At 42.2% G+C, this 11,590-nt stretch carries 13 protein-coding genes and 1 riboswitch; of the genes, 10 read left to right on the top strand and 3 right to left on the bottom strand.

The genetic code is table 11. The features are described from left to right. Nucleotides 1–65: 65 nt before the first annotated feature. Nucleotides 66–1,337, top strand: coding sequence for a SafA/ExsA family spore coat assembly protein (gene safA / locus H7F25_RS11210; protein WP_185853728.1), 1,272 nt, complete (start codon nt 66–68; stop codon nt 1,335–1,337). A gap of 333 nt (nt 1,338–1,670) precedes the next feature. After that, a complete protein-coding gene (locus H7F25_RS11205) occupies nt 1,671–2,288 on the top strand; it encodes a YhcN/YlaJ family sporulation lipoprotein (RefSeq protein WP_185853727.1) in 618 nt (205 codons plus the stop codon). 46 nt (nt 2,289–2,334) lie between these two features. Here the strand turns inward: H7F25_RS11205 and H7F25_RS11200 are convergent, their stop codons facing one another. After that, nucleotides 2,335–2,967 carry a LysE family transporter gene (locus H7F25_RS11200; RefSeq protein WP_056767994.1) on the bottom strand — a complete coding sequence of 211 codons (633 nt, stop codon included), beginning with the start codon at nt 2,965–2,967 and terminating at the stop codon, nt 2,335–2,337. A 235-nt stretch (nt 2,968–3,202) separates the two neighbouring features. Continuing rightward, nucleotides 3,203–3,311, top strand: a riboswitch (TPP riboswitch). A 126-nt stretch (nt 3,312–3,437) separates the two neighbouring features. Here H7F25_RS11200 and thiC point away from each other — a divergent pair. Further along, nucleotides 3,438–5,198 carry a phosphomethylpyrimidine synthase ThiC gene (thiC, locus tag H7F25_RS11195; protein ID WP_149126423.1) on the top strand — a complete coding sequence of 587 codons (1,761 nt, stop codon included), beginning with the start codon at nt 3,438–3,440 and terminating at the stop codon, nt 5,196–5,198. A 35-nt stretch (nt 5,199–5,233) separates the two neighbouring features. Here the strand turns inward: thiC and H7F25_RS11190 are convergent, their stop codons facing one another. Beyond that, on the bottom strand, nt 5,234–5,380 hold the full coding sequence (locus tag H7F25_RS11190) for a hypothetical protein (RefSeq protein WP_164512168.1): 147 nt from the start codon (nt 5,378–5,380) through the stop codon (nt 5,234–5,236). A 190-nt stretch (nt 5,381–5,570) separates the two neighbouring features. Here H7F25_RS11190 and H7F25_RS11185 point away from each other — a divergent pair, with 190 nt between their 5' ends. Continuing rightward, nucleotides 5,571–5,753, top strand: a complete 183-nt coding sequence (locus tag H7F25_RS11185; RefSeq protein ID WP_008342761.1) for a hypothetical protein — start codon at nt 5,571–5,573, stop codon at nt 5,751–5,753. 228 nt (nt 5,754–5,981) lie between these two features. Here the strand turns inward: H7F25_RS11185 and H7F25_RS11180 are convergent, their stop codons facing one another. Further along, nucleotides 5,982–6,626, bottom strand: a complete 645-nt coding sequence (locus H7F25_RS11180) for a serine/threonine protein kinase (RefSeq protein ID WP_034279877.1) — start codon at nt 6,624–6,626, stop codon at nt 5,982–5,984. Nucleotides 6,627–6,865: 239 nt separating this feature from the next. On the opposite strand from H7F25_RS11180, the gene H7F25_RS11175 reads away from it, so the two are divergent. The 6 genes from H7F25_RS11175 to tgt all read left to right on the top strand — a co-directional run bounded on the left by H7F25_RS11175 (nt 6,866) and on the right by tgt (nt 11,569). Next, a complete protein-coding gene (locus H7F25_RS11175; RefSeq protein WP_073979823.1) occupies nt 6,866–7,366 on the top strand; it encodes an intercompartmental signaling factor BofC in 501 nt (166 codons plus the stop codon). A 148-nt stretch (nt 7,367–7,514) separates the two neighbouring features. Then, nucleotides 7,515–8,120, top strand: a complete 606-nt coding sequence (gene ruvA / locus H7F25_RS11170; protein WP_024423144.1) for a Holliday junction branch migration protein RuvA — start codon at nt 7,515–7,517, stop codon at nt 8,118–8,120. Nucleotides 8,121–8,131: 11 nt separating this feature from the next. Further along, on the top strand, nt 8,132–9,136 hold the full coding sequence (ruvB, locus tag H7F25_RS11165) for a Holliday junction branch migration DNA helicase RuvB (RefSeq protein WP_024423143.1): 1,005 nt from the start codon (nt 8,132–8,134) through the stop codon (nt 9,134–9,136). Further along, the gene (locus H7F25_RS11160) at nt 9,129–9,329 is read left to right on the top strand and encodes a DUF2905 domain-containing protein (RefSeq protein WP_012010741.1); all 201 of its coding nucleotides are present in this window, start codon (nt 9,129–9,131) and stop codon (nt 9,327–9,329) included. The genes ruvB and H7F25_RS11160 overlap by 8 nt, the downstream gene beginning before the upstream one ends. Before the next feature lie 34 nt (nt 9,330–9,363). Beyond that, the gene (queA, locus tag H7F25_RS11155; protein ID WP_024423142.1) at nt 9,364–10,392 is read left to right on the top strand and encodes a tRNA preQ1(34) S-adenosylmethionine ribosyltransferase-isomerase QueA; all 1,029 of its coding nucleotides are present in this window, start codon (nt 9,364–9,366) and stop codon (nt 10,390–10,392) included. Between the two features lie 31 nt (nt 10,393–10,423). After that, a complete protein-coding gene (gene tgt / locus H7F25_RS11150; protein WP_149126425.1) occupies nt 10,424–11,569 on the top strand; it encodes a tRNA guanosine(34) transglycosylase Tgt in 1,146 nt (381 codons plus the stop codon). The last annotated feature ends 21 nt before the right edge of the window (nt 11,570–11,590 follow it).

The raw sequence follows: 11,590 nt of genomic DNA, 5'->3' as shown, positions 1-11,590 counted from the left end.
TGTTGAAACATATTGTACTTCTGACATAACCGTTACGTTCACGTTTTGCATAGGAGGGGAAAACGTTGAAAATTCATATTGTGCAAAAAGGAGACTCCCTTTGGAAAATTTCAAAGAAATACGGAGTCGACTTTCAAGAATTGAAAAAACTAAATTCACAGCTCAGTAATCCTGATTTAATCATGCCGGGTATGAAGATTAAAATTCCATCTAGTGGTGTTCCTGTAAAAACAGATCATCACAAAGCAAAAGAAATGCCAAAAACGAAAGAACATCCGTATGTGAAAGAAAAGCCAAAAGATGTCGTGCAAGTGCAAGATACGAAACCGAAGGAAAAGCCAAATGAACCGGTGCCATATGTACCGCCAGTGCCAAAAATCGAGCAGCCAGTTTTTCCGCAAGTGGATGTGAACTATTATCAGACCAATCTCTACCAGCCATTCACACCTCCTCCCAAAAAAGATCATCATGAAAAAAAAGATCACGTTCATGAGAAGAAAGATCATGTTCATGACAAAAAGGATCACAAGGATCATTTTCATCATGAAAATAAAGACCACAAAGATAACAAGGGTCATGTCCATCATGAAAATAAGGAACATAAAGATCACAAGGACCATTTTCATCATGAAAATAAAGGTCATCTAAAAGATGAAGTGGCAAAGGGGTATGATCCGTTTATTCATATTCCGCATCAAAAAGAGGAGGGAAAAGACATGGAGCATGGCAATTATCCGAACCTTCCTAACTTCCCGCAAATGCCAAATGTGGGAGGGGCAGCGGTAGGGGGAATGGCTGAAAATAACGAGCATCATCACCAACATCATCATCATGAACCATATGATCCTTATTTTGGTTATGGTCATGGTCATTACATGCCGGCGATGTATCCATATCCGCAGCAAATGGTGCCGGCATCGCCAATTTTACCGGGATCAGGCTTATGTTATCCTATCCATCCATATTATCACCATCATATGATGCCATATCCATACCCGGCTCATCCTTATTATCCTGCGTATCAAGCGCCTGCTTACTACGGAGAAAATCATGAGCACCATGCAAACGACGGACATCACTGGCATCACCATACGCATCCAAACGCCAATGCAAATGCCAACGCAAATCAAGGCTTTTTTCCAAACGTTTCAAATGCAGCATATGGCAAGGAAGATTGCGGATGCGATGATGGCATGAAGCATCATCAGCCTTGGCCGGGACATTATCCGAATCCTGTTCCTTATGGCCAAATGGGGGCTTATCCAGCTCAGCCTTACATGCAGCCATATCCTGGTCAATCCGTTTTTGCAAGGCCGGAGGAAGAAGAAGAAGATTAATGACAGAAGGAACGATCTCATTCGTTCCTTTCAGCGTGTAGACAAACCCTCGCATTCGGTGTCAGGTCTGCGCGCCGGTACTCACGAATGTCAAATTCGCTCCGTTCCGGTGCTCGCCCTTCCTAGACTGCAAAGGTTTTCTATTACGCTGAAAAGAAGACAAATGGCTAAAATCAAAAACATTTTAGCCATTTGTCACCAATCAGAAGGAACGATCTCAATCGTTCCTTTTTTTGTTTATAACTGACAGCTTGATTTTTTTCCTAACTGTACATGCTAAAACAGAGCCTGTTTCGCGCTCATGAGATTGAATTTGTACAGGGGGTTTTTCGTTTGAGACAAAAATGGCAAAAAACAATCGCATTAGTGCTTCTTCCTATTGGTTTAACGGCATGTGGTGCAAATAATAACGCAGGTGTCGATACACGTCATAATCAATCAGGCCAGCCGGTTGGTTATCATTCGAATCAACGAGCGGAAGACAACAACCAAGATCATCAAGGACCAGTTTCTGAACTCATGGAGGGAATGAACGGTAGAAATACAACGAATGTTGATTACCGTACACGTCCTCAAGCTGATGATCGAATGCCTCTCACAGGTGGAGATGGACGCTACAGTCATGGAGATATGAACTATCATAACCAAATGTCGTTCTCTGGCTACGATAAACAAGAGAACATCCAGCGTTCAAGAAAAATTGCCAACCGCGTCAATAAAATGAATCACGTAACAGACTCTCAAGTCATGGTGACGGATGAGAATGTGTATATAGCCATTAAATCAGATGGCCGCCTGACGTCAGAAGGCGTATCACAAGTAGAAGAAGCAGCGACTCGTTATGCGGATGGAAGAGCAGTCCAAGTCATAAAAGATGAAGGTGCATTCACACGCTTTAGAGATATGAGAAGAACGCAATTTGAAACAGGTCAAACAGGCATGACCCGGTAGTTTGACATCAAAAAGGCTAAAGTTCATCACGAACTTTAGCCTTTTCTTAAAAATAAACCTTGATGCCTATATAAAATTCGTAAAAGAAATAACAGCCAAACCCTAGTAATAAAATACCAGCAATAATGGATGTCCACTTAATCATCGTTCGATTCATCACTTTTCTTGTTAAGGATACAAGTGTGAGAAGACCGATGTCATGAAGGAGAATCCCAGCCAAAATACCGCCGGCAGCCAGCATAAATTCAGATGAATCTGTTTTTGTATAAGCATCCGCAAGTACAGCACCAAAAACAGAAACCCAGAACACAAGATTCCCAGGAGATACCGCCACGAGCAAGCCGTTCCTATATGTTTTTGCGAATGATTTATTGACCTTTTCTCCTGCTAAATGGATATCTTGATCCGCATTTTTAATGGAATCGTATGCGAGAATCATTAAAAATACAGCTCCGATCAGCCAGAGCGGGATTTGAACAAACGGCAAAGATAAAAACTGAGCAAATCCAGCATATAAAGCCATAATAAGTAATAAGTCTATGGTCATACCGCCTGCTCCGACAGTTAAACCATGAAAGAATCCGTTTTTCAGTCCCTGTTTTGTCATTTCAACCGTAATTGCTCCAACAGGCAGAGCAATTGAGAATCCTACGACGATAAATGTGAGAAATGTTTGCAATCGACTAGAACTTCCTTTGAATAAATTGTATAAAAATTCTCCGTTTAGATTTATTATACATAATAGGAGAAAAGGATCAATGTTTATTTCAGATTTGATTGAAATGATAGAGATAGATGATGTATAGAAGACTGTATATCAACATGATCCATAACGCTTGTAGGGGAAAGGAACTATTTTCCTGAATCTTCTTTTCTTCATGATGTCTCTATGCTACACTGATGTGGAAATCAATAAAAGTGACTAGGGGTGCCCGTAAATGGGCTGAGAGAGAAGCATAAACTTCTTAACCCTTTGGACCTGATCTGGCTCGTACCAGCGTGGGGAAGTTGAAGATGATGCATGTATCCTATCAATGATATGCATGTTTATTTCTGACGACGAAACCAGGTTCTTTAAATAGAGCCTGGTTTTTTGCTGGTGCTGATTCCATCCTGTCCGGTGACAAGAAGAAAAGGAGAGAACAGCAAATGAAGGAAAAGAAAAGTGTCCCATCCAACCAATCATTATTATCGAGCTTTGACGGCAGCCGAAAGGTGTATGAGAAAGGATCAAGGCCCGATATCTTAGTGCCGAAAAGAGAGATTGCACTCTCACATACTGTGACAGAGGCGGGCGACATAAAAAATGAACCAGTCCGTGTATACGATACGAGTGGACCGTACACTGATGAGAACGTTCATATTGACGTCACAAAAGGATTAAAGCGTCTTAGAGCAGCATGGATAGAAGAAAGAGGAGATACAGAAAGCTATGAAGGGCGTCATGTAAAACCGGAAGATAACGGATATCGGTCAAGGGAGAAGGAGTCCTTCCATTCTGTCCAAACTGATTTTCATCATAAGCCGCTCCGCGCGAAACAAGGAGCGTGCGTGACGCAAATGCATTATGCCAAAAAAGGCATCATTACGCCTGAAATGGAGTTTATCGCAATAAGAGAAGAGCTAAGCCCTGAGTTCGTTAGAGAGGAAGTAGCGAGCGGAAGAGCCGTCATTCCTTCGAATATTAACCATCCAGAAAGTGAACCAATGATTATCGGAAGGAATTTTCATGTCAAAATCAATGCGAATATTGGCAATTCAGCTGTCACGTCATCCATTAATGAAGAGGTAGAAAAGATGACGTGGGCGATCAGATGGGGGGCAGACACAATGATGGATCTGTCTACTGGAAAGGATATTCATACAACGAGAGAATGGATCATTCGGAATTGCCCAGTTCCAGTAGGAACCGTTCCTATCTATCAGGCCCTTGAAAAAGTGAATGGAGTCGCAGAAGATTTGACGTGGGAAGTGTATAGAGACACATTAATTGAACAAGCAGAGCAAGGTGTAGACTATTTCACGATTCATGCGGGCGTGCTATTAAGATATATTCCGCTGACAGTCGATCGGGTAACCGGAATTGTTTCAAGAGGCGGTGCAATTATGGCAAGATGGTGTCTTGCTCATCATCAAGAAAATTTCCTCTACACGCACTTTGAAGATATTTGTGAAATTATGAAAACGTATGATATCGCCTTTTCACTTGGAGATGGACTTAGACCAGGCTCGATTGCTGATGCCAATGATGAAGCGCAGTTTGCAGAGCTTGAAACGTTAGGTGAGTTAACAGAGATCGCTTGGAAACATGATGTGCAGGTAATGATTGAAGGGCCTGGACATGTCCCAATGGATAAAATCAAAGAGAATGTGGACAAGCAAATGGACATTTGCAAGGAAGCCCCATTTTATACGTTAGGGCCTCTTACAACAGATATTGCGCCCGGGTATGATCACATTACATCCGCCATCGGTGCGGCCATGATCGGCTGGTACGGAACAGCCATGCTATGCTATGTAACGCCAAAAGAGCATTTAGGTCTGCCGAATAAAGAAGATGTGAGAGAAGGCGTAATCGCCTATAAAATTGCCGCACATGCGGCTGATCTAGCAAAAGGACATCCTGCGGCTCAAAAACGCGATGATGCTTTATCGAAAGCGAGATTTGAATTTAGGTGGCGGGACCAATTTAACCTGTCACTTGATCCTGAAAGAGCCTTGGCGTTCCATGATGAAACATTGCCTGCCGAAGGTGCTAAGACTGCTCACTTTTGCTCGATGTGCGGACCGAAGTTTTGCAGTATGAAAATTTCTCATGATATCCGCAATCAATCTGAAGAAGTGAAAAGAGAGATGGAAAAGAAGGCGAAGGAGTTTGTCAGCCAGGGAAGTCAAATTTATCAGCCCTAAAAAAAGAACCTCGCACGATGCTGTGCGGGGTTTTATCAAACGGCTGAGAAGGCTTTTCTTAAAAGGTGAAAAAATGCCTTTACTGCATATGCCATCATGTCCACACTCGGAATGAGGGCATCTGTTAAATGAAAAAAGACTGTTTTTCTTTCTGGAGATGTTCGTTTCTTTTTTTGCTTCATCAAGGGCAGCCTCCTTTTTAACTAATATACTTCTTTGCAGATTTGAGAGATAGATGTTTGTGCGAATTTAAACAAAATTTAAACTTCTTGGGTTTGAATGGAAACAAGGAGGGGAAACGAGTTCAATAGAGAATGAATGAAAAGAGCTGATCTATTTGACCAGCGAACAAGAAGAGTGGAAGGTGATCTTATGATGAAAGTATTTAAGGTAACATTTCATATGAACAATGGGGAAGTGCTTGATTTCGAGCTCAAACGTCCAGCTACCTATGATGTGTATAAAAAAATTGAAGAAGCCAATCATTGGTTTAAGCTGAATAATGAAATCATTAACCTATTAAACGTCAATAGTATCCATGTAGAAACAGAATAACGCAGAAAGCCGCTCAGATAGAGCGGCTCAGCGTGTAGACAAACCCTCGCATTCGCCCGCAGTCCTGCGCTCCGGTGCTCACGAATGTCCAATTCGCTCCGCTCCGGTACTCGTCCTTCCTAGACTGCAAAGGTTTTCTATCACGCTGAAAAGAAGACAAAGGGCTAAAATTAAGATCATTTTAGCCCTTTGTCAACAATCTGAGCCGCTCAAAGAGAGCGGCTTTCATTATGCAGAAAAATCATTTCGATTATTAAGCTGCCCGCGGGACAGCCAGTTCTTTTTATACAAATAAGCAATGACTTCAAGCCACAGACGCGGTGCTTTTTTAGGGAAAAAAGGTTTTTGGTAATAGGCATAAGCGGCTTTTAAATCATCCCATTGATGACATGCTTTCGTTTGCGTGAACCTGGCAACGTCAATGACCCTGATCCGCCCTTCTTTTGTTAAGATCAGATTGCGCAGATGAATATCAGAAGGATTCAATCCTTTCTCGCGCGCTTCCTCCAGCGCATCATCGACTTGTTCAATCATTTGTTTTTTAATAGGAATTCCTTTTGTAAGGCATTCATAGAATGTGTAGCCTTTAATATATTCCATTAAAATATACTGATCCCCAGACTCATAAATCTCAGGGTAGTAAGACGAACCAGAAAGTTTTTCGTAAATGGCAGCCTCTTTGCGGGCAATATGCTGATAAGAAGGGAAAAAGACTTTTAGTGCCATTTTCTTGCCGTCTTTTTTGTATAAAAAGACATAGGCACTTCTTCCTTTGCCGCACAGTTCAAGCTCTGCCGGTTTATAGGCAAGCTTATGAAAACGTTTCTCTTCATGATACTGAATCGATTCGGCTAATCTTTTGACATCTGACATTGACTTCACCTTCTTTGGTTTCAGTTTATGCGGCTGAAAAACGAATGATGAAAAAACCGTGTCATTCGATAAAGCAATGGATTGTATAAAACATAACATTTACGAATGAAGGATACAACGAAAGACTCTTAACATACATTTGAATCATCGATTTGGTTAATGTTTAGAAAAATGGGTCAAACTACATATGTCATGCATCGATCTCATGTTCTAAAGAGGTGTAAATAGTGAAAGTGAAGATGAAATGTTTCGTTACAGGACTTATCATGACAAGTGTGCTTTTTTTTGCTGCGGATATGGAAGGAAAAGAACACTTGCAAAAGCAGTCAAACTCTATTACCGTCCAGCTTGAAAAAGTCTATCTAGACGGCGATGTGAGTATTGAAAGACACCGGGCATCATTAGAAGACAAAGACACATTCTGGGCGCAGTATAAAGGCTGGACGCTGGTAGAACAAAAAGAGGATTTTGCCCTTTTTAGAAAGCAAATTGATGATATCTCTCCATTAAGTAAAGCAAATGGATATATCGGATTATCAGAGGACGGTGTGATTTCTACGTTTCATGGAAGGCCTGACGGCTGGGCGGAGCCTATTCATCTCTTTTTTCAAATTGATACGTCCCGTTTAGAAAGCCATGTGGAAAAGCAGCTTGAGCAAGGCATTCCTTTTCGAACAAAGGATGAATTTGAGCATGTGCTTGAAGTCATGAAGCCTTATCGAAATGAAATATCGTTTTAAAGCGTGTAACAGCTTGCTGGTGTGAAGACCGCAAGCTGTTTTTCGTGGTTTCATCATAAAAATGTACTGAGCGAACGTATGTTAACTTTTATTGCGGTTTTCTCTTCGATTTATGTTACAATGAAGAACAGTCAAAGAGGTGAAAACGGTGATAGAGTTTGTAAAAGGGACCATTGATTATGTGTGCCCGCAATATGTTGTCATTGAAAACGGCGGAGTGGGATATCAAGTCTATACCCCAAACCCGTTTATCTATCGAGTAAATAAACAAGAAACGATTTATACGTATCATTACATAAAGGAAGACGCCTTTTCATTATACGGTTTTCAAACACGAGAAGAAAAAGCGCTGTTCACAAAACTGTTAAATGTCACAGGAATTGGGCCAAAGGGCGCACTCGCGATTCTTGCTTCCGGTGATCCTGGCGCTGTCATTTCAGCGATAGAACGTGAAGATGAAGCCTTCCTGATTAAATTCCCTGGTGTGGGCAAAAAAACAGCACGTCAAATCATTCTGGATCTAAAAGGAAAACTGGCAGATGTGGTGCCAGAAATGATTGGCAACTTATTTAATCACGAGGACCACATTCAGGTCGAAACGCAGCAAACTGCATTAGATGAAGCGCTTGAAGCCTTAAGTGTCCTTGGATACGGTGATCGTGAAATCAAAAAGGTTCTTCCATTATTAAAAGAAGAAAAGAATCTCACAACCGATCAATATGTGAAAAAAGCTTTACAAAAAATGTTGAAATAGGGTGATGTCTCATGGATGAACGGCTCGTCTCAACTGAAGCAGACAACCATGAATCAGCCATTGAGCAAAGTCTGCGGCCACAGACACTTAGCCAATATATCGGTCAGCAAAAAGTAAAGGATAACCTCAGCGTATTTATTGAAGCTGCCCGCATGCGGCAGGAAACGCTTGATCACGTCCTTTTATATGGACCTCCTGGACTTGGGAAAACAACGCTTGCGTCGATCATTGCCAATGAAATGAATGTTCAGCTGCGTACAACGTCAGGACCAGCGATTGAGCGTCCTGGTGATTTGGCGGCCATCTTAACATCTCTTGAGCCAGGTGATGTATTGTTTATTGATGAAATTCACCGCTTGCAGCGCTCAATTGAAGAAGTGCTGTACCCAGCAATGGAGGATTTTTGTTTAGATATTGTTATTGGAAAAGGAGATACAGCACGCTCTGTACGGCTTGATTTACCGCCATTTACGCTTGTAGGTGCAACGACTCGTGTCGGGCTGTTAACAGCGCCTCTTCGTGATAGGTTTGGGGTACATGCAAGATTGGAATACTATGAGCAAAGAGATTTGGCTCACATTGTGGCAAGAACAGCCGAGCTGTTTGAGATTGGGATCGATATTCGCTCTGCCGAAGAGATTGCGAGACGTTCCCGCGGAACACCGAGGGTTGCCAATCGTTTGCTCAGAAGAGTAAGAGATTTTGCACAGGTGCTTGGGAATCATGCCATTACGCAGGACATTGCGGAAGATGCCCTTGAGCGTCTTCAAGTCGACAGGCTAGGCCTCGATCATATAGACCATAAGCTGCTTTTAAGCATGATCGAAAAATTTAGAGGCGGTCCTGTTGGGCTTGATACGATCTCAGCGACAATAGGAGAAGAATCACATACGATTGAAGATGTGTACGAACCGTACTTACTGCAAATTGGTTTCCTGCAAAGAACGCCAAGAGGACGGGTCGTCACAAGAGAAGCGTATGAACATTTTCAAATGGAGGTTCCGATTCGTGACTGAATTCCCTAAAATATTAATGATTTTAGGTGGTGTCCTTTTTGCCGCAGGATTAGTGTTTCAATTGGTTGGTAAGCTTCCAGGTGATATTTTTGTGAAAAAAGGGAATGTAACGTTCTTTTTTCCTGTCATTACCTGCATCGTCATTAGTATCGTACTGACCATATTACTGAATATCTTTGGACGGATGAAATAACGTTAACTAGTTAACTACAGAATAGGTGAAGGAAATGAAGCTAGAACTATTTGATTTTGATTTACCAGAAAGATTAATTGCACAAGTGCCGCTTGAAAAAAGAGATGCATCAAGACTGATGGTCTTAAACAAACAAACGGGTGCGATTACACATGATACATTCTCACAAATCATCGATTATTTTCAAAAGGGTGACTGTCTCGTTCTAAACAACACGCGCGTTCTGCCTGCACGCCTGTTTGGGATGAAAGAGGATACAGGTGCCAAAGTTGAACTTCTTCTATTGAAACAAGAAGAAGGAGATAACTGGGAAACACTTGTCAAACCAGCCAAACGGGTGAAAAAAGGGACGGTTATCACGTTTGGTGATGGACGGCTCCAAGCTGTATGTACAGAGGAAATGGAACATGGCGGAAGAAAAGTCGAGTTTCAATATACAGGCATTTTTTATGAAGTGCTTGAATCCCTTGGTGAAATGCCGCTGCCTCCATATATTAAAGAGCAGCTTGACGACCGTGAACGCTATCAAACCGTTTATTCAAAAGAGGTTGGCTCCGCTGCTGCGCCAACTGCCGGTCTCCACTTTACAACCGAGCTGCTGGATGCGCTGAAAGCAAAAGGTGTGCACATTGCTTTCATTACGCTGCACGTTGGGCTTGGCACGTTTCGGCCGGTAAGTGCAGAACGTATTGAAGAACACGAAATGCACGCAGAGTTTTATGAAATGAATGAAGAAACAGCTGATGAGCTTAATCGCGTTCGCAAGGAAGGCGGACGGATTATTTCAGTCGGCACAACATCAACAAGAACGCTTGAAACCATTGCAAGTGCACATGATGGTGAGTTCAAAGCCTCAAGCGGCTGGACGTCGATCTTTATTTACCCTGGCTACACATTCAAGGCAATTGATGGCATGATCACGAATTTCCATCTGCCAAAATCCTCGTTAATTATGCTTGTCAGCGCATTAGCTGGACGAGAGCACGTACTAAAAGCGTACAATGAGGCTGTGAAAGAGGAATACCGATTCTTCAGCTTTGGCGATGCCATGCTGATTCAATAACATTATACAACGAAGACAGGAGGGCTCATTTTTGTCGCAATTACCGATACGTTATGAGTTCATTAAATCATGCAAACAGACAGGTGCACGTCTTGGCCGCGTTCATACACCGCACGGCTCCTTTGAAACACCTGTATTTATGCCAGTAGGTACACTGGCTACAGTCAAAACAATGGCGCCTGAAGAATTAAAGGCAATGGATGCAGGCATCATCTTAAGCAATACGTACCACCTATGGCTCCGTCCAGGTCACGATATCGTAAAAGAAGCAGGCGGTCTGCACAAATTTATGAACTGGGATCGAGCCATTCTAACTGATTCAGGTGGATTCCAAGTTTTTTCATTGAGTGAATTTAGAAAAATTGAAGAAGAAGGCGTTCACTTCCGTAATCATTTAAACGGAGACAAGCTGTTCCTATCTCCTGAAAAAGCGATGGACATCCAAAATGCACTTGGCTCTGATATTATGATGGCATTTGATGAATGCCCGCCGTATCCTGCAGAGTACGATTACATGAAACGTTCTGTGGAGCGGACAAGCAGGTGGGCAGAGCGCTGTCTATCAGCGCACCAGCGTCCTGAAGATCAAGGGCTGTTTGGGATTGTCCAAGGCGGAGAATACGAAGAGCTTCGAAAACAAAGTGCAAAAGACCTTGTTTCACTTGATTTCCCAGGCTACGCCATCGGAGGCTTATCTGTAGGGGAACCAAAAGATGTGATGAATCGTGTACTTGAATTTACAACACCATTTTTACCAGCAGACAAACCGAGGTACTTAATGGGTGTCGGCTCACCAGATTCCTTAATTGACGGCGCCATTCGCGGTGTAGATATGTTTGATTGTGTACTGCCGACGCGAATTGCAAGGAACGGTACCTTAATGACAAGTGAAGGCCGTCTTGTTGTGAAAAATGCAAAATATGAGCGTGACTTTAGACCAATCGATGAAAACTGCGACTGCTATACATGTAAAAACTATACACGCGCCTATATTAGACATTTAATTCGAACAAATGAAACGTTTGGAATTCGATTAACAACTTATCATAATCTTCATTTTCTGTTAAAATTAATGGAGCAAGTGAGAGAAGCTATCCGTGAGGATCGTTTAGGTGATTTTAAAGAAGAGTTTTTTGAGCGTTACGGCTTTAACAAACCGAATGCAAAAAACTTTTAACGCATAAACGAAAGGCTTTAC

This window comes from Bacillus sp. PAMC28571, assembly GCF_014250435.1.
Taxonomy (GTDB): Bacteria; Bacillota; Bacilli; order Bacillales; family Bacillaceae; genus Bacillus; species Bacillus safensis.
This window is presented reverse-complemented; position numbering and strand designations above follow the sequence as displayed.

What these genes read in the sequence shown, in the direction of transcription:
- H7F25_RS11190 (WP_164512168.1), bottom strand. Translation starts at nt 5,380, where the DNA reads ATGAAGCAAAAAAAGAAACGAACATCTCCAGAAAGAAAAACAGTCTTT.
- ruvB (WP_024423143.1), top strand. Translation starts at nt 8,132, where the DNA reads ATGGATGAACGGCTCGTCTCAACTGAAGCAGACAACCATGAATCAGCC.
- H7F25_RS11175 (WP_073979823.1), top strand. Translation starts at nt 6,866, where the DNA reads ATGAAATGTTTCGTTACAGGACTTATCATGACAAGTGTGCTTTTTTTT.
- H7F25_RS11185 (WP_008342761.1), top strand. Translation starts at nt 5,571, where the DNA reads ATGATGAAAGTATTTAAGGTAACATTTCATATGAACAATGGGGAAGTG.
- H7F25_RS11180 (WP_034279877.1), bottom strand. Translation starts at nt 6,626, where the DNA reads ATGTCAGATGTCAAAAGATTAGCCGAATCGATTCAGTATCATGAAGAG.
- queA (WP_024423142.1), top strand. Translation starts at nt 9,364, where the DNA reads ATGAAGCTAGAACTATTTGATTTTGATTTACCAGAAAGATTAATTGCA.
- thiC (WP_149126423.1), top strand. Translation starts at nt 3,438, where the DNA reads ATGAAGGAAAAGAAAAGTGTCCCATCCAACCAATCATTATTATCGAGC.